Genomic DNA, 16,398 nt, shown 5'->3' on the forward strand with positions numbered 1-16,398 from the left:
TGAGTAGTACACACAGGATTACAGAAGCCAAAATTACCCTCGGAAGAAGCGACGAATCCGAGAAAAAATGTTTTCTTGGGCGGCCATGAGGTCTAAAAAAGGAACTCGTTCACCGTCAATACGTCGGGCGATATTCTGGAAAGCAATTCCCGGCAGGGTGTTGGCTTTCTCCAATAGGATCGGTTCTCCCTTATTGCTAGAAACAATAATCTGCTCGTCATCGGGAATAATGCCAATGAGTGGAATCGCCAGAATTTCCAACACATCATCAACGCTCATCATGTCATTACTTTGTACCATCTGGGGCTTGATACGGTTGACAATCAGGTTAATTTTGCGAATGTCGTTGGCTTCGAGTAAACCAATCACCCGATCCGCATCTCGCACCGCCGCCACCTCTGGAGTCGTGACCACAATCGCCTCCTGTGCCGCAGAAATGGCGTTGCGAAAGCCCATTTCAATCCCGGCAGGTGAATCTACCAAAATAAATTCAAAGGCCTTGCTGAGGGCATAGAGAAGGGTTCTCATTTGATCCGGGGTGACGGCCTCCTTAGTGCGGTTTTGAGCCGCCGGGAGTAATACTAAACCGGGCTGACGTTTATCCTTGACTAAAGCTTGTTCTAACCGACAGTGGCCTGCGATCGCCTCCACAGCCGTATAAACCACACGATTTTCTAAACCCAGCAAGAGGTCAAGGTTACGCAGCCCGAAATCCGCATCCACTAAGGCCACCGTATGGCCTCGCTTGGCAATGGCTGTCCCTAAGTTAGCTGTAATCGTGCTTTTTCCTACCCCTCCCTTGCCGGAGGTAATAACAATAATGCGACTCATTCTCTAGGTAATTCTCTAGGTAGTGGGTGATTCCATCAGCCATCTTCAAAGGGAATGGCTGTGTCTATCGGTTTATTTTGAGCCATTTTCTCCCTTTTCTAACCAACTATTTTCTGAAAAAGAAAAAATATGAGTCTTAAAGAAGTGAAACGCCCGGGCTAAACGAATGCCCGAAGGGGTAATATAGGCGATTTCGGGATAAAACTCATCTAAAGGCGTTTCCGGAGGACGTGCGATCGCCTCCGCAATTCGGAGTTGAGTCGCTTCCATTTGCAACGCGAAAATCTGACAAGCCCGATTCCCTTGAGATCCCGCATGGGCAATTCCCCGCAAACGGCCTAACACTAGAATATCCCCTGCCGCCACAATGGTACTCCCCGGATTCGTATCTCCCAACACTACCACCGTCCCCGGATGTTGAATTTCCACCCCAGAACGCACCGTAGACTTGAGATAGAGCGGTTCCGCCCAATTTTCCGCCGAAGTCTGCACCACAGGACTCACCGGAGTAGGAGGGGGGGGGGTTTCCTGATCCACCGAATACCCCGCCGTCGCTGCCGCTACCGCCGTTTGACGGCGACTGGTACTCACACGGCGCAATTCCAGTTTCGCACTCCCCAAAGCCTGAGCAATTTCCTGTAACTGCCGCAGATCCAGAAGTTGATCCGCCGCCAACAAATGGACATCCGTCCCCGCTTGCCAGAAATTCTCACTACTATTTAAGCGATGTTTGAGTTGATCCCATAATTCTGACCAATCCAACTTAACCGAACTCACCTGGGTACTCGGAAGGATGACCTTTACCACCTCCCCCTCCCGAGTTAAGCGGATTTGCTCCCGAGGATCCACTAACACAATCCCCCCAGTGCCTTTTTCCTCTTCCCCATCGGATTCTGGGGGTGCTGTTTCGGGTGGCCGTGTTGCTCCTTTGAGCGGTTTCACAGACTCAGACACCACTAGGGGTTCTATCCCCTTCGGCAGTGTTGCTCCTTGGGGCAATTCCACGGCCTCAGACACCACTAGGGATTCTCTCTCCTTGGGTACTGTTGCACCTTGGGGCGCTTCTCCTGCTTCAGAAAGAGTGACCGTTTCAGCCAGCACCTCTTGATCCCGATCTTCCACCCCCTCGGCAGAGTTGCCCGGTGAGTCCAGTTTTGCCTCTTCAGGAGGAGATGAACTATCCCGGATAGCTTCTGAATTTTCTAAGATGCCAGTCTCTTCTAGCAGGGTGACTAATTCCTCCAATTCAGCATCTAGCTCACTATCAGCAATGATGTTTTTTCCTTTCTCCTCATCAGTCATCGAAAAAATGGGGACTAAACCCCGTCCTTCAGAACGGCTTTATATTGTCCGATTATAGATCCCCCGCGCAAAACCCACGCCATTTACTGTTACTTCCAGTCTTGGCAAGTATCGCAGAGAAAAGAATCCGCAATCGCCTCCTCGAATCCATAGGGACATTGTTCAGGAAACGTTTTCACGGGTAAATCGGTTTCTCGTAACGCTAAATCAACTCCCGCTTCAAATCCATCTCCTAACGCATCTGGGAGGCGAGACTTTAAGCTAGGATTGTGGGTCAGATGACGCTTAATCCCTCGGCGTTGTTCTCGTATGGTTAAAAACCAGCTACGAGAGCGTTTTTCCGGCTGATATTCCCACTTGAGGAGATGCCCTAACAAGACAGTCAGACGACTGACTAATTCTCGGTATTCCTGCCTCCCCAAACTTTCTAATTCCTCCTGTAAGTGTTGCCAATCTAGGGCGGATACTTCCCGTTTCGCCAGTACCTCGGCTTGCCACTGGGTCCAACCATAAAAATCTTGTTCGTATTGTGAAACCCGTTGAGAATTCATAATTAATATACGGAGCGGCGGGAGGGGGAGGCCGGATTACGGGGTAACAAGCAGGCGTTCTGCTTCTTCGAGGTTGGTTTGGGCTGCGGTGAAGTCGGGATCGAGTTCGATTGCCCGTTGGAAGGCGGCGATCGCATCTTCTAGTTTCCCTTGTTCGAGCAGGGCACGACCGAGATCGAAGTGAGCAATGACACTATTAGGGTTGAGTTCGACTACCCGTTGGTAGGAGGCGATCGCCTCTTCTAGTTCCCCTTGCGCTCCCAGGAGATCACCGAGAAGGGAGTGAGCAAAAGCATAATTGGGGTCTAGTTCGATTGCCCGTTGCAAGGCGGCGATCGCATCTTCTGGTTTCCCTTGATCTCTCAGGACATGACCGAGAAGGGAGTGAGCAAAAGCATGATTGGGGTCTAGTTCGATGACCCGTTGGTAGGAAGCGATCGCCTCTTCTAGTTCCCCTTCGAGACGCAGGGCATTACCGAGATTGTAGTGAGCGACGGCTAAATTAGGGTCTAGTTCGATTGCCCGTTGGAAGGCGGCGATCGCATCTTCTGGTTCCCCTTGCAAATACAGGGCATTACCAAGATTGTAGTAAGCCATAGCACTATTGGGGTCTAGTTCGATTCCCCGTTGGTAGAAGGCGATCGCCTCTTCTGGTTTCTCTTGTGATATCAGAACAGCGCTGAAATAGAAGTGAGCCATAGCATGATTAGGATCTAGCTCGATTGCCCGTTGGAAGGAGGCGATGGCTTCTTCTGGTTTCTCTTGTTCCAGCAAGGCAAGACCGAGATAGGGGTGAACCTCCGCATTATTGGGTTCTAGTTCGATTGCCCGTTGGAAGGAGGCGATGGCTTCTTCTGGTTTCTCTTGTTCCAGCAAGGCAAGACCGAGATAGAAGTGAGCCTCAGCATTATTGGGTTCTAGTTGGATAGCTTGGCGAAACATCCTTTCTGCTTCCACATATCGCCCCTCCGACCAAGCCGCATCAGCCCTCTGCAAAAACTGATCAAGCGTCTGAGCCATCACCCTCTGGGGGGCAAACACCAACGACACAGCCAAAATCAACCCAACGAACTTGCGATTGACCATAAAAAACGATCTCATCTGAACCAATTCCCTTAGTCTAACCCACCTTTCCAAAAGCCGCCAGAATCAAAACCAACAAGGCTTATAGTCATTTCCCTGCATACTATCTACTGAAGAGGTAACGGATAGGGACATTGCTGCGGCACTGGTTGTTGAGCAACGTGGACTTGCAGCCTGGGGGGGGGTCAAGCTGCCTGGGGAGGAAGAGGTTATTGCTACGCAACGCTTCGCGTTCGCGAAGCGTTGCGTAGCAAACGCGAACGGGGATGTCCCTAAAAAGACATCTAGAGCCTCCCGTAGAAGCAGGAAAACCTCATAGTAATATGGGGAAGCCCGCACCGTACCCCTAGGGTCGGTGTCGGGAGGATGTCACGGCAAGATAGATCCTAGGTGTTGATGGCTTCAGATTCCGCCAACCTCGGCACAATCTCCCCTAACATTTCTAACAAAGAACAACGCCTTCCTATCCCCCAACCCTTCTCCCACCATCCCCACACAGCACCGGGAGACTGCCACAAGTTTAAATGCTCCACAGGAGGATCCGCATAAAAGGATTCATCCCCCCGCCCCAAGAGTCCTGAACTCCAATGGGTAAAATGATCATGACTCACCCGATAAAAGGGGAAACGCCCTAAACGCGGCACACCCCAACCATCCCACGCCATCACCCCGTTAACCTTGCCGCCCCGGCATTCCCACTCCTGCGCCGCCATCATCCCTCCCACTGCCCCCGCACTGAAGGCAATCACCCCCAGCGCTGGACTCGCTGAGGGAGGATAGGGTAGAACTTGCTCTATAAATTGGAGGGTATGCCATCCCGAATAGGGCGGATAGGTCGGAGGTACGAGGTGAACATCCCCTGACCCATAAGCGCCCAAGGTGTCTAAAAATTGGTCTGTCAGGTCGGGAGAATGGACTCCCGGACAAATAATTAGGGTCATGGGGAGTCGGGAGTCGGGAATCGGGAATCGGGAATCGGGAATCGGGTGTCGGGAATCGGGTGTCGGGAATCGGGTGTCGGGTGTCGGGAATCGGGTGTCGGGAATCGGGAATCGGGAATCGGGTGTCGGGAGTCGGGAATCGGGTGTCGGGAATCGGGTGTCGGGAATCGGGTGTCGGGAGTCGGGAATCGGGAGTCGGGAATCGGGTGTCGGGAATCGGGTGTCGGGTGTCGGGAGTTGGGAATCGGGAGTTGGGAGTCGGGAGTTGGGAGTCGGTGTAGGGGCGCAAGCATTGCGCCCTAGGGAGTCGGGAAAAGACAATAGTCAAGAGTTTTGGCTATTCACTACCCACTATTCCCCTGCTCCCCCTCTCCCCTGCTCCCCTGCTCCCCTGCTCCCCCTCTCCCCCTCTCCCCCTCTCCCCCCGTTCCCCGTTCCCCGTTCCCTATGCCCCTATTCCCACTCAATGGTTCCGGGGGGTTTAGAGGTGATATCATACACCACGCGGTTAACCCCTTTAACCTCATTGACAATGCGGTTAGAAATAGCTTCTAACAGGTCATAGGGCGCACGGGACCAGTCGGCAGTCATGCCATCTTCACTGGAGACACAACGCACGACTACCGGATGGGCATAGGTTCGTTGATCCCCCATCACTCCCACACTGTGAATGGGTAACAACACGGCGAAGGCCTGCCAGAAGTCATCATATACATCCCACTTGCGGATCTCATCCCGCACAACAAAATCCGCATCTCGGAGAATATTTAACCGTTCGGCGGTTACTTCGCCAATGATGCGAATGGCTAAACCGGGGCCCGGGAAGGGGTGACGACGGACAATTTCTGGGGGTAAACCAATAGTACGGGCGAGTTGGCGCACTTCGTCTTTAAAGAGTTTGCGCAGGGGTTCCACCAGCTTAAATTGTAGGTCTTCAGGTAAACCGCCGACGTTGTGATGGCTTTTGATTTTTACGGCGACTCGTTCCCCGGTTTGGGGGTCTACGTTGGTGTCGGCGGACTCAATCACGTCGGGGTAGAGTGTGCCTTGGGCGAGATAGTCAAAAGGGCCTAAGCGCCGGGATTCTTCTTCAAAGACGCGGATAAATTCGTGACCAATGCGACGGCGTTTTTCTTCGGGGTCTGTGATGCCGACCAGTTTTTCTAAGAAACGATCACGGGCGTTGACGTACTCGACGTTAATATGAAACCGTTCGTTGAAGATTTCCATTAAGCGTTCGGGTTCCCCTTTGCGCATAAACCCCTGATCGATAAACATACAGGTGAGTTGGTCGCCAATGGCTTGATGGAGGAGGAAGGCGAGGGTGGAGGAGTCTACACCGCCGGAAAGGGCGAGGAGAACTCGTTTATCGCCCACTTTGGCGCGAACTTCCCGGATGGATTCTTCTAAAAAGGCTTCGGTGGTCCAGGTGGGTTCGCAGTCGCAGATATGATAGACGAAGTTGCGAATTAGGGCGATGCCATCGACGGAGTGGACGACTTCGGGGTGGAATTGGACTCCGTAGAGTTGCCGTTTGTGGTGGGCGATCGCCGCACAAGGAGTATTATCGGTATGAGCCAGAACCTCAAAGCCTTGGGGTAGGTTTGTGCAAGAGTCTCCATGACTCATCCACATGGTAGACCCATCCTCAACGTTGGTTAGTAGGTCGGTGGGGTCGTCAATAAAGAGGGAGGCTTTGCCATATTCGGCTTGTTTCGCCCGTTCAACGCTGCCCCCCAGTTGTTTCACCATTAACTGCATTCCGTAACATACCCCTAAAATGGGAATGCCTAAATCCCAGATTGCGCTATCACATTGGGGAGCATAGGGATCATAGACGGAACTGGGGCCGCCGGATAAAATAATCCCCCGAGGACTCAGTTGACGCAACTGTTCGGCTGTGGTGCGGTAGGAAAGCACTTCGGAATACACTTGAGTTTCCCGAATCCGTCGGGCAATCAGTTCGGAATATTGGGAACCAAAATCCAGAATGACAATCATTTGGCGATTGAGTTTTTCTGGGGCGGACTCTGAAGGCAAAGTCTCGGTCGGATTGGGGGTCATGGATTCAATTTGAGTCGTCATTCGATCTGATGTTTAGCAACAAGATTGAGAGGATAAAATCGCACCCTGAGTGGTGCCATTCAGGATGAGTCAAGTTGAAAGCGAAGCGGGCAACCTTTGAGGAGTTGCCGGACTCTCGGATACAAACTTATCAAGCCAAAAAATTAAAACAAAAAAACTAAAGAGGTCGCTATTGCCCGCAACGGTAGGGAAATAAGCCAGTCAAATAAAAATTTAAATTTCGAGGAAAATAAAAAACGGACGATTCAAGCAATTCTAGCACAATTGGGATAAAAGCGTTGTGCCGTAAGCACTTTTCACAATTACAGTGCGATCGCGCCGAAAGAGCAAACAACCGACGCGCAAGGGGTTGTTACTGTGTTGTCTGACATACTCTTGTGAACGTTGATCTATAGCTTCGGCTAGGCGTTCATAGACCCCTTGGGCTTGTCCCCGTTGTTCTAGCCCTTGCAGGACTTGTTCGGCCGTCTCACAGTCTAGGATGGCTTGCAAATCGGCCAGGGGTAAACCCGCTTTAACCCCAAACGCGGTGAGAATTTCTAATCGTCCATCGGCTAAATGGTGGTGGGTGTGGAAAATTCCCCCAGCGAGTTTTAGAAGTTTGCCATGATAGCCAAAGAGTAACACCGACTCCACTCCAGCCTCCGCGGCCGTAACGAGGAGGGAGCCTAACCAGTTGGCAGTTTTAACGAGGCGATCGCCCTCAATCCCCATCCTCTGTGCCAAGTCTAGCCCATTCTCCCCCACACAAAAAACCAACGTCTTAAACTGTTCCGCTTTTTGTTGCAATTGGCTTTGATAGTCCGCCAACTGCTCCGGAGAGGTCAGAGGTTGACTAATCCCCGTCGTTCCCAGTAACGATAACCCCTCCACCACCCCAAAAGCAGCATTAGAAGTCCGTCGGGCCAACTTCCGCCCTTCGGGTAAAATCACCTGAATGGTAATCGCCCAATCTGGATCTAACTCCCGTTGTAGATTTTCCCGTAACAGTTCCTGGGCGTAGCGATAAATAGCCGCCCGCCCGTCCTCTTGGGTAATTTTGCCCAAACCTTCCCCTCCTTGAATCTGAATCGCCTCCTCCCCTACTTCTCGCCTCCGTCGTTCGACTAAAGCCCAAATAGGGGTATGACGGGTTAAATCGAGATTATCTCCGGGATCACTGCGGGTAATGGCGAGGGCGCGATTTTCCCCCAACGGGGCTACTTGTTCCACCTCAATGGTCACTCGTTGGGGAGGCTTAATCAGGTCAATCTCAACGGATGCAAGGGTGTTTAACTTGTTGGACTCTTGAAGGCAGCGTAGGGCTGCCACAGCCGAAGCACAAGCGAAAACAGGAAGGGTATAGCCAGAGTGAGTCATTAATCAGTAATTCAGTAATCAGTAATCAGTAATAGGTTGTGCTGTTGCTGCACCCAAGCCACGGAGGGCTGGCTTTTTTGGCCTAGAGTTTTTGGGATGGCTAGCCTCAACGACCTTGAAAAAGGCCCTTAAATCCCTCCCGTCGCTCATGGGGAGATTCGGGAGTAATATAGCCCCATAAACTCTCCCAATAGAAGAAAGAAACCCCAGTAAAACCTTGTTGTCTAACGATCTCCACTTGCTCAATAATTTGCCCAATGGGAATGGGTTTGGTTAACACGCCGCTCAAAATGGCTACACTGACCGGAATCCGTTCACGCGCATAATTAATGGCATCTTGATGCAGTTCATTAATGAACTTGTCGGGATCACTGCGATACACTTGTAAAACCAGTTGATCGACAAAGCCATTTTTTACCCAATCTCGCCAATTTTGTAAATATTTGTAGTAAGCAAAACTTTGAGAGTGGGGGGACAGGGATACAATGCAATCGGGTTTAATAGCTTTCACCGATTTATAAATGTCTCCCATAAAGGCTGTAATCTTATTAGCACGCCACCCCATCCAACGAGGATCATAGGGATCGCTGGGGGGCAATTGACCGTTATTTTCCTGTTGATAAAGGGCGATAGTGTAGGGGTCATAACCCATTTCGACGGGCATTCCAAAATGATCGTCAAATTGAATGCCATCAATGTCATAATTTTCGACGACTTCTAAGACCATGCCTTTAATAAAGGCCTGAACTTCGGGATGAAAGGGATTTAGCCATTCTTGGGGGATGTAACGGCGAGTATTTAACCACTGTAAGAGGGGGGAGGCTTGTTCTGATTCGGCGGCTAAGTCGTCATCATAACCGATGGAACGATGATCTTGGGTTTGGGTTAACCAATCGGGGTGTCGTTTGGCTAACAGGGAACGCCGGGGAGTCATTAAACCGTATTCAAACCAAGGGAGGACTTTAAAATCCCGTTGGTGGCCTTGTTGGATGATTTGGGCTAGGACATCTTGGCCGAAGTGCATTAGGGTTAAAAGGGGGAGTTGGGCGTTTCCGGTTTCTTGATGAGCAATGGCGCTGGGATAGAAGGTATATCCGCGATTCCAGACGACGGGGTAAAGGGTATTGAAGTTAAATTGGGCGAGTCCTTGGATGGCGCGCTGTATACCCCAGGGTAGAAATAATACTCCACTGGCAACGTTGGTTAACCAAACGCCGCGCATTTCTCCTTGTCGGGTGATGGAGGCGACAGTGGGAGTTGTGGGGAAGGGCGATCGCAAAAAAAACACCATTAATGCTAGGGTGATCAGCAAAATCCCGAAATTCTGGCGGCGATCGCCTTTAAATCGTCTCATGAATGTACTCATCTGCTAGGAAAATTTCCCCCCCATGACATCTGATGGGGTGATTGGGTGGAGGGAAACCCAGTCCCCAAGGTCATGACACCCCTCAAACAAGCTAGCCCATCTTGACGAGATTTGAAAGTTACGCGAAACTTACAAATTATTGATGTAGCCTCTCCTGTGATCTTTAAACTTTGTTAAAATCTAACAACTTTTAATGCGATCGCTCAAGATAGTTGAGTAATAGCATTAACCCGCGAGTGCTTCCGCCTCGTCCCCCTACTCTAACTTCAGATGGAGGTTTTCCTAGAGACAAACCATGAACATGGAAACTCTAGAGTTTATCATTTACCCCGACGGTCGGGTACAAGAAAAAGCCACAGGCATTGTGGGAGCGTCTTGTACTGAAGTAACAGCAGCAATTGAAGCCCAATTAGGCATCGTGCTGTCGAGTGAAAAAACCTCGGAATATTATGCTCAAGAACAGCGCCAGTCTGCCAGCGCAACCAATCACCAACAAAATTGGAGTGATTGGTAATCGGTTAATCAAGGGGGTTTGTTCCAACCCTTGAATCTGAAAACAGTTCTAAACTTGTTTTACGTTTTGAAAACTTTTGTAAATCTAATGGCCATAGGTTAGACAAAATATGTCTCATTTCAGCAACATTAAAACACAAATTCGCAATCTTTCTTCTTTACAAGCGGCTCTTTCTGATTTAGGAGTAGCTTGGAAATCGGGCCCTTCGACGGTGAGGGGATATCAAGGACAAACCCGCACAGCTGAGGTGGTTGTTGAGCAAAGCAATGACTATGATATTGGCTTTAGTTGGAATGGTCAAGAATACGAATTAGTCGCTGATTTGCAATACTGGCAACAACCTTTATCGGTGGAAGGGTTTTTGAAGCGTTTAACTCAACAGTATGCCTATCATACGGTGGTGAGTGAAGCGACGAAACAAGGCTTTCAAATTGCAGAACAACAAAAGAATACAGACGGTTCTCTCCGTCTAGTTGTCCAACGCTGGAGTGCCTAATGGCTGATTTTGAACCTACTCCTGAACGGTCTGGTTTTGAACCAGAATTGGGGGGCATTTTTCGGGATGCTCCTGAACGCACGGGTTTTGAACCGGAGTTAGGGGGGGAATTACGGCAGAAAGGGGTTTATGTAGACGAGATTACTTGTATTGGCTGTAAGCATTGTGTCCATGTTGCGCCGAATACGTTCTATCTTGAGCCGGATTATGGGCGATCGCGGGTGATGAGTCAAGAGGGTGATCCGGAGGCCTTAATTGATGAGGCCATTGAGACTTGTCCGGTGGACTGCATCCATTGGGTGGATTATACCCACCTCAAGGAGTTAGAAGCCCAGCGCAAGTATCAAGTGGTGAAGCACTTAGGGTTCCCCAATCATGGCGCGAATGCTAAACCTGCGAAGTCTAAACCCCGTCCATCTTGATCAATTTTTTTGCAATTGATTCACTTCATCGAGTTTGAGAGAGGCTATAAATAGCCTCTTTTTCTTGATATTATCTCTCTTCTGTCACTGAATCGCTTAAAAGCTCATTTAGACGAAGATGTTAATCCAAATTGGGAGGATAGAGAATTAATTATGCGGTTATCTCCTCTTTTTGATCAACAGTTAGAAGCGGCCAAACTATCGGGTTTGGAACAAGGTCTAGAACGGGGTCTAGCACAGGGTCTAGAACGGGGTGAACGTCTGGTTGTGGAGAATTTGCTTCAGTTTCGTTTTGGAGCAGTTGATGCTGAGTTAGCCGAAATTATAGAGGCTATCTTGAGTTTGCCCGCTTCAGAATTTACCCCCTTGTTAATGCAGTTATCTCGGCAAGAATTGATTGAGCGTTTTGGTGGCGCATCTCCCCGTTGAATTGAGTCTCAATCCATGAAAATGGGGCGTTTCTTCCTTGAATGGGTTGTGGGGGATTCGTGGCTCCGGTTTTACCAATACCCCCGCAGAACGAGCCGGACTAAGACGGGGTGACGTAATTTTAGAAGTAGATGGTTAACGAGTCACCAGAGGGGTAGAAATTCAGAACAAATTTAATAAACCCGAGGAAGGCGCTGTTTAAACCCGCAGAGAATTTCCCAAGAAATGGTATTTGTTTTATCAGCCCACTCTTCGGCCGTAATCACTTCTGAACCATCTCGCCCGATGAGGGTGGCAATTTCCCCCGCTTGTAAGTCGGGGATGGCAGAGACATCTAACATCAGTTGATCCATCGTAACAGCCCCGATTTGAGGGACTCGGCGGCCGCGGAGTAACACGTCCATCTGGTTGGTTAAGGCACGGGGTACACCGTCGGCGTAACCAATCCCGACGACGGCAATTTGTAAGGGGCGATCGCACACAAAACGCCGTCCGTAACTCACACTACTCTGGGGGGGGATGGTTTTAACTTGGGTAATGCGCGCTTTAATCGCGAGGGCGGGGTTTAAGGCCAGTTTGTGCCGCAGGTGGGACTCTGGATATAACCCATAGATCGCTAAACCCACCCGCACTAAATCGTAGTGATAGCAGGAATCAGTGAGGGTAGCGGCAGAGTTGGCGATGTGTAGCATGGGGGGGATGAGGTGGTTTTGTTGCCATTGGGCGATCGCCTCTTTAAACCGTTGATGCTGTAATTCCATAAAACTGGGGTCAGGATCATCCGCCGTGGCAAAATGGGAGTAACAACTCGCTAAGTGTAAGTGGGGCAGTTGGCGCACAAATTGGACAAATTCCAGCGCTTCAGTCCAAGCGGTGCCTAAACGGGACATTCCGGTATCGATGTTTAAATGGACGGGTAAATCATGCCCCAGTTGCTGTAAGGTGTCGGAGAAAATCAAGGCCTGTTGAGGGCTGCAAAGGGTAGGTTGGAGTTGATACTGCACCACCGCTTTAATCTCTTCTAGGCTGTTAATAGCCCCTAAAACTAAAATAGGGGCTTGAATCCCAGCCTCTCGCAGGGTAATTCCTTCTTGAGAGGTGGCCACAGCAAACCAGTCCGCCCCCGCTTGTAAAGCGGTTTTAGCCGTCATGACGGCCCCGTGACCATAACCATCCGCTTTAATCACGGCCATCAGTTGGGTGTGGGGTTTTAAAAAGCGTTTGATTTGCCGGACATTATCGGCCAAGGTGGTGAGATTAATTTCTACCCAAGCGCGTTGATATTCCGCTTGGCTGACGGTTAATTTTTGGGGGGATGGATAACTTAACACCATAGGTTCACTCCTCTACACTCACGACAACATCCCACGCTCTGGGTTTTGCGTCCTTGGGGGATGTTTCATTGCTATACAGGATAACCTGTTCAGTTTCTGGATGGGGGGTGAGGTAAATTCTGAGGGGGGTTTTATCGGCCTTGGATGAAGAAACCTAGCAGTCCCCCAGCGAGGACGAGCCAGACTGAATTAATCTTGAAACGGAAGACGGCGATCGCACTCCCTAAACTCAGGATGAGGCTGAACCCATCAATCAGGGCGGTTTGCCCTAAACTGTAGGTGACACCAACCATTAACCCTAATGAGGCCCCATTCACCCCATCAAGAAAACCACCCGCCCAGGGGGATTGTCTTAATTTTGTCACCCAAGGATTGACCATCCGCACTAACAGGAACGCGGGGCAAAAGATGCCAACGGTGGCGGCAATGGCTCCCATATTTCCCGCTAATAAATAACCGATAAAGGTGGCGGTTGTGGAGAGGGGGCCGGGGGTTAATTGTCCAATAGCAACGGCATCTAAAAGCTGTTCAGAGGTGAGCCATTGGTGATGATCAATAACTTCCCGTTGTAGAAAGGCGAGTAATACATAACCACTGCCATAGAGGACAAAACCAATTTTTAAAAAGAGTAGAAAAACCTGTAGCCCATTAATAGTTTTATCGGGGTCGGGGGGACTATTAACGAAGGTGAGGAGGGGGAAAAGGGGGAATAGCCCCAATCTAGGTTTTTTGCCCCAGAAAGGAGGCTGAGATTCTCTGGCTTTAATAACCATTACAATCACTCCAATTCCTAACAGGGCAACGACTTCATTAAAGCCTGTAAAATAGGCGAAAATTGCCCCCAAACTTCCTAAAATAGTGGGGACATCTTTAATGGCTTTTTTCCCTAAATTCCAGAAGGCTTGTAGGACAATGGCAATAATAACGGGTTTAATGCCGTAGAGAATAGATTGCCCTTGGGGGATATTTTGGGAGTGAGTATAGAGAATGGCTAACCCCCAAACCATAAGCATAGCCGGTAAAATAAAGCAAGTCCCCGCTAAAATTAATCCCCGCCATCCGGCTTGTTCGTAGCCAATATGAATGGTTAATTCTGTGGAATTCGGCCCAGGAATCAAATTAGTAAAACCGATGAGATCCAGCAACCTTTCACGGGTCACCCATTGGCGACGTTCTACTATTTCTTGGTCGATCATGGCAATATGGGCAGCCGGACCGCCAAAGGCAATGGTTCCTAAACGAAGAAAGACAAGGGCTAAGTCTTTTAAGGGGGCTTTTACAGGTTGGGAGATTTTGCTTGAATCGGTCATGATTACAGTTGCTATATTTAGGGCTTGCTGAAAAAAACAAACCCTAGAATTATCTCTCTTCTGTCAGATCCGGTTCAAACCCTGATTCTCTCGTTGGCTGTGATGGCGAAGATTCGTTAAAATCTTCTGGAATAACAGAAGAGAGATACAGTAGACCGTAGACATCAACTGCCCCACCCACAAGGGGATGGGGTTCTCCGGGCTATCTTTATCAAATGGGTCAATGAAAGCGATTAAACCGAAAGCCTAGGACTCCCGATGGGTGCAGTTTTGGCGGTTGCGGCGGGCGATTTGTTGACGCAGGAGGACGGCTAAGGGAGAGCGCAGAATGCCTTCTTGTTCCAGTAAGTAGAGGGTTTCTAGTTCGCTCAGACGGGTGACGCGCTCGATGAGGGACTGTTGACGCTGACGGGCGAGGTCGGGGGTGTATTTGGCGACGGTTTCTAGTTGCTGGGTGGCAATGACGCTATCTTCTTGGTAGGTGTTGGCACAACGTTCTACTAGGTCGGCGCGTAGGTCGGTGTCCGCTTGGAGTTGGCGTAGGGTTTGGGCGATTTGGGCGCAAACATGGGCGATCGCCAGATCGGCCTCATATTTGGCATCGGCGACGGTTTGACGCTGTTTTTGCAGCAGTTGGGGACGGAACAGAAGCCACCCCAGCACCCGATACAGCCACCGTTGCCAAGATGTTTCGCTGGGACGGACGGAGAAGAAGGGCGGGGGCATAAATCCGGCCTGGATGGCATCGTGTTTGAGCAAAATCCGCAGTTCTAATTTATCGAGGGCAAATTCTGAGAGTAACCCCCCCTCATACAGTTGTTGATACCCAGCCCGTTCGAGGGTGAGGGTATAGAGCCAAAGGGTTTCGGGGATTTGTAGGAGATGACGGCGATCGCCCCATAAACTCTCTAACGCCTGAGATCCTTGATACACCCCCTCATTGTAGTTCTGGGTAAAGTGTTGAATCACCGCCGGGTCAAGGGTGGGAATGCCCTTGAGCAAAGGGATTTGATTGAGAGCCGCCCGTTGACTGGTCAGCAGAGCCTGAGCTTTTTCGATTTGCTTTAATAAACGGGGAGATTGTAACTCATGTTGTCGAATCACCCAACCCAGAAGCGGGGGGAAGAGCAGAAACCGAACCAAACTCACCGCAACAACCACAAGCTGAATCACATCACGCTCTTCTAAGGTAGGGGGAAGATTGAGAGCGAGTAAGAAACCGACAGAACTGGGGAGTCCCGTTGTAATCAGTAGGGTTTGTTGGGGAAAGGCGATCGCACTTAAATCCCGCAGCTTATTCAACCCCCCGAAAAACCCCCACAACAGCAAGGCACGCAAAACCAACAGGAACACCACCCCACAAACCCCCACCCAGAGCCACCCCAACCCAGACCATCCCTCAACCACCCGCCACCCCAGCGCCAACGTCACCCCAGCCCGGGCAAAATTCCCCCCATAGTGCCAGAGACTGTGTAAATATTCCCGATGGGACGGCGCGAGATTTTGGGCTAATCCCTGTTGAGTCACCAACCCCCCACAGGCCACCCCCAAAGCACCCGCCCCCGTTCCCCCCAACTCTCCGAGGGTATAACCCCCATAAACCAAAAACAACGACAACAGCGCCATCGTCCAAGGTTGCTCCTTCGTGCGCAAAAACAGCGCCGTCAGCAACACCCCCCCCCAAATCCCCCCAGCAATGCCCAAGACCAGCACTTGAGCCAACCCTAGCCCCGTCGCCCCCGTCAACGCCTCCAACCCCTCCCCCCTGAGCAACAACGGCAACAACAGAATCAGCGTCAGTTGATTATATAACCCTTCTCCCTGCGCCACCGTCTGGACTTGGTGGGGCGTATCCAGACGCTTTAACCGCTCCAACAGTCCCGTGGGATCCGTCGCCATGACCAACCCCCCTAAGACCAGAGCAGGAGTCAGATTAAACCCCGTCAACTGCGCCAAAATGACCCCAAACAGCCCCGTTGAGAGCAGAAACCCTACAATCGCCCAGATTAGGGTGGGAAAGCGATATTGGCGAAAAAACGAGCCATTGAGAGTAAACGCCGTTTGGAAGACGAGGGGGGGTAAACAGAGCCAGAGCAGAAGATGGGGGCTAAATGAGGGAGTCAGCCCTAGGTCAGGTTGCCACAGAGTAAACCCCCCTAACCCCAAGCCAAGCCCCAAAAACAGCACCCGAAACCCTAACGGAAATCGGCGGCAAACCATCGCCACAACCATCCCTAGAAAGAATAAACCCAGCCAGAGCAGGGGAGGAGTGAATAGAGTAGACAGATTCATAGGGGCAATAAAAAGAGGACTCTATCTGTATCAAACCAGATAAAATCCCTTTGCATTTCACAATTTAACAACCTTTAGGCTGT

The 16,398-nt window shown here is 50.4% G+C and carries 17 protein-coding genes; 6 read left to right on the forward strand and 11 right to left on the reverse strand.

From position 1 onward, the window contains the following. Positions 1–33: 33 nt before the first annotated feature. The 5 genes from minD to SPI9445_RS0112805 form a co-directional block, all read right to left on the reverse strand. Positions 34–831: a septum site-determining protein MinD gene (gene minD, locus SPI9445_RS0112785; protein WP_017305146.1), complete on the reverse strand. Its 798-nt coding sequence runs from the start codon at positions 829–831 to the stop codon at positions 34–36. 72 nt (positions 832–903) lie between these two features. Then, positions 904–2,133, reverse strand: a complete 1,230-nt coding sequence (gene minC, locus SPI9445_RS29270) for a septum site-determining protein MinC (protein ID WP_017305147.1) — start codon at positions 2,131–2,133, stop codon at positions 904–906. An 89-nt stretch (positions 2,134–2,222) separates the two neighbouring features. Continuing rightward, a complete protein-coding gene (locus SPI9445_RS0112795) occupies positions 2,223–2,684 on the reverse strand; it encodes a DUF29 domain-containing protein (protein ID WP_017305148.1) in 462 nt (153 codons plus the stop codon). 36 nt (positions 2,685–2,720) lie between these two features. After that, the gene (locus SPI9445_RS25445; protein WP_083883531.1) at positions 2,721–3,785 is read right to left on the reverse strand and encodes a tetratricopeptide repeat protein; all 1,065 of its coding nucleotides are present in this window, start codon (positions 3,783–3,785) and stop codon (positions 2,721–2,723) included. A gap of 368 nt (positions 3,786–4,153) precedes the next feature. Further along, positions 4,154–4,708 carry a hypothetical protein gene (locus tag SPI9445_RS0112805; protein ID WP_017305150.1) on the reverse strand — a complete coding sequence of 185 codons (555 nt, stop codon included), beginning with the start codon at positions 4,706–4,708 and terminating at the stop codon, positions 4,154–4,156. Between the two features lie 59 nt (positions 4,709–4,767). Between SPI9445_RS0112805 and SPI9445_RS29275 the strand changes: the two genes are divergently transcribed. Then, a complete protein-coding gene (locus tag SPI9445_RS29275; protein WP_017305151.1) occupies positions 4,768–4,989 on the forward strand; it encodes a hypothetical protein in 222 nt (73 codons plus the stop codon). Between the two features lie 172 nt (positions 4,990–5,161). Here the strand turns inward: SPI9445_RS29275 and guaA are convergent, their stop codons facing one another. From guaA to SPI9445_RS0112825, 3 genes are all read right to left on the reverse strand, one after another. After that, entirely contained in the window at positions 5,162–6,793 is a 1,632-nt protein-coding gene (gene guaA / locus SPI9445_RS0112815; RefSeq protein ID WP_017305152.1) for a glutamine-hydrolyzing GMP synthase, read from the reverse strand. A 255-nt stretch (positions 6,794–7,048) separates the two neighbouring features. Continuing rightward, positions 7,049–8,152 (reverse strand): cobalt-precorrin-5B (C(1))-methyltransferase CbiD, encoded by a 1,104-nt coding sequence (gene cbiD / locus SPI9445_RS0112820; protein ID WP_017305153.1) that lies wholly within the window; start codon positions 8,150–8,152, stop codon positions 7,049–7,051. A gap of 106 nt (positions 8,153–8,258) precedes the next feature. Then, positions 8,259–9,506, reverse strand: coding sequence for a glycoside hydrolase family 10-like protein (locus SPI9445_RS0112825; RefSeq protein ID WP_017305154.1), 1,248 nt, complete (start codon positions 9,504–9,506; stop codon positions 8,259–8,261). A 307-nt stretch (positions 9,507–9,813) separates the two neighbouring features. On the opposite strand from SPI9445_RS0112825, the gene SPI9445_RS0112830 reads away from it, so the two are divergent. The 5 genes from SPI9445_RS0112830 (at position 9,814) to SPI9445_RS32120 (ending at position 11,518) form a co-directional block, all read left to right on the forward strand. Further along, positions 9,814–10,032 carry a DUF2997 domain-containing protein gene (locus SPI9445_RS0112830; protein WP_026079757.1) on the forward strand — a complete coding sequence of 73 codons (219 nt, stop codon included), beginning with the start codon at positions 9,814–9,816 and terminating at the stop codon, positions 10,030–10,032. A 109-nt stretch (positions 10,033–10,141) separates the two neighbouring features. Continuing rightward, a complete protein-coding gene (locus SPI9445_RS0112835; RefSeq protein WP_017305156.1) occupies positions 10,142–10,528 on the forward strand; it encodes a DUF1257 domain-containing protein in 387 nt (128 codons plus the stop codon). Beyond that, positions 10,528–10,950, forward strand: a complete 423-nt coding sequence (locus SPI9445_RS0112840; RefSeq protein ID WP_017305157.1) for a ferredoxin — start codon at positions 10,528–10,530, stop codon at positions 10,948–10,950. The genes SPI9445_RS0112835 and SPI9445_RS0112840 overlap by 1 nt, the downstream gene beginning before the upstream one ends. A 153-nt stretch (positions 10,951–11,103) precedes the next feature. Beyond that, positions 11,104–11,379, forward strand: a complete 276-nt coding sequence (locus tag SPI9445_RS0112845; RefSeq protein ID WP_017305158.1) for a hypothetical protein — start codon at positions 11,104–11,106, stop codon at positions 11,377–11,379. Between the two features lie 46 nt (positions 11,380–11,425). Further along, the gene (locus tag SPI9445_RS32120) at positions 11,426–11,518 is read left to right on the forward strand and encodes a PDZ domain-containing protein (protein ID WP_420329824.1); all 93 of its coding nucleotides are present in this window, start codon (positions 11,426–11,428) and stop codon (positions 11,516–11,518) included. 34 nt (positions 11,519–11,552) lie between these two features. Here the strand turns inward: SPI9445_RS32120 and alr are convergent, their stop codons facing one another. From alr to SPI9445_RS0112860, 3 genes are all read right to left on the reverse strand, one after another. After that, positions 11,553–12,713: an alanine racemase gene (alr, locus tag SPI9445_RS0112850; RefSeq protein ID WP_017305159.1), complete on the reverse strand. Its 1,161-nt coding sequence runs from the start codon at positions 12,711–12,713 to the stop codon at positions 11,553–11,555. Positions 12,714–12,844: 131 nt separating this feature from the next. Further along, the gene (locus SPI9445_RS0112855) at positions 12,845–14,023 is read right to left on the reverse strand and encodes a chromate transporter (RefSeq protein ID WP_017305160.1); all 1,179 of its coding nucleotides are present in this window, start codon (positions 14,021–14,023) and stop codon (positions 12,845–12,847) included. A 246-nt stretch (positions 14,024–14,269) separates the two neighbouring features. Beyond that, positions 14,270–16,315, reverse strand: a complete 2,046-nt coding sequence (locus SPI9445_RS0112860; protein ID WP_017305161.1) for a cation:proton antiporter domain-containing protein — start codon at positions 16,313–16,315, stop codon at positions 14,270–14,272. Positions 16,316–16,398: the final 83 nt, after the last annotated feature.

Origin of the sequence: Spirulina subsalsa PCC 9445, assembly GCF_000314005.1 — a bacterium.
GTDB lineage: Bacteria > Cyanobacteriota > Cyanobacteriia > Cyanobacteriales > Spirulinaceae > Spirulina_A > Spirulina_A subsalsa.

What these genes read in the sequence shown, in the direction of transcription:
- SPI9445_RS0112830 (WP_026079757.1), top strand. Translation starts at nt 9,814, where the DNA reads ATGAACATGGAAACTCTAGAGTTTATCATTTACCCCGACGGTCGGGTA.
- SPI9445_RS0112825 (WP_017305154.1), bottom strand. Translation starts at nt 9,506, where the DNA reads ATGAGACGATTTAAAGGCGATCGCCGCCAGAATTTCGGGATTTTGCTG.
- SPI9445_RS0112845 (WP_017305158.1), top strand. Translation starts at nt 11,104, where the DNA reads ATGCGGTTATCTCCTCTTTTTGATCAACAGTTAGAAGCGGCCAAACTA.
- minC (WP_017305147.1), bottom strand. Translation starts at nt 2,133, where the DNA reads ATGACTGATGAGGAGAAAGGAAAAAACATCATTGCTGATAGTGAGCTA.
- minD (WP_017305146.1), bottom strand. Translation starts at nt 831, where the DNA reads ATGAGTCGCATTATTGTTATTACCTCCGGCAAGGGAGGGGTAGGAAAA.
- SPI9445_RS0112795 (WP_017305148.1), bottom strand. Translation starts at nt 2,684, where the DNA reads ATGAATTCTCAACGGGTTTCACAATACGAACAAGATTTTTATGGTTGG.
- guaA (WP_017305152.1), bottom strand. Translation starts at nt 6,793, where the DNA reads ATGACGACTCAAATTGAATCCATGACCCCCAATCCGACCGAGACTTTG.
- SPI9445_RS0112855 (WP_017305160.1), bottom strand. Translation starts at nt 14,023, where the DNA reads ATGACCGATTCAAGCAAAATCTCCCAACCTGTAAAAGCCCCCTTAAAA.
- SPI9445_RS0112835 (WP_017305156.1), top strand. Translation starts at nt 10,142, where the DNA reads ATGTCTCATTTCAGCAACATTAAAACACAAATTCGCAATCTTTCTTCT.
- SPI9445_RS0112860 (WP_017305161.1), bottom strand. Translation starts at nt 16,315, where the DNA reads ATGAATCTGTCTACTCTATTCACTCCTCCCCTGCTCTGGCTGGGTTTA.
- SPI9445_RS0112805 (WP_017305150.1), bottom strand. Translation starts at nt 4,708, where the DNA reads ATGACCCTAATTATTTGTCCGGGAGTCCATTCTCCCGACCTGACAGAC.
- alr (WP_017305159.1), bottom strand. Translation starts at nt 12,713, where the DNA reads ATGGTGTTAAGTTATCCATCCCCCCAAAAATTAACCGTCAGCCAAGCG.
- SPI9445_RS0112840 (WP_017305157.1), top strand. Translation starts at nt 10,528, where the DNA reads ATGGCTGATTTTGAACCTACTCCTGAACGGTCTGGTTTTGAACCAGAA.
- cbiD (WP_017305153.1), bottom strand. Translation starts at nt 8,152, where the DNA reads ATGACTCACTCTGGCTATACCCTTCCTGTTTTCGCTTGTGCTTCGGCT.
- SPI9445_RS25445 (WP_083883531.1), bottom strand. Translation starts at nt 3,785, where the DNA reads ATGAGATCGTTTTTTATGGTCAATCGCAAGTTCGTTGGGTTGATTTTG.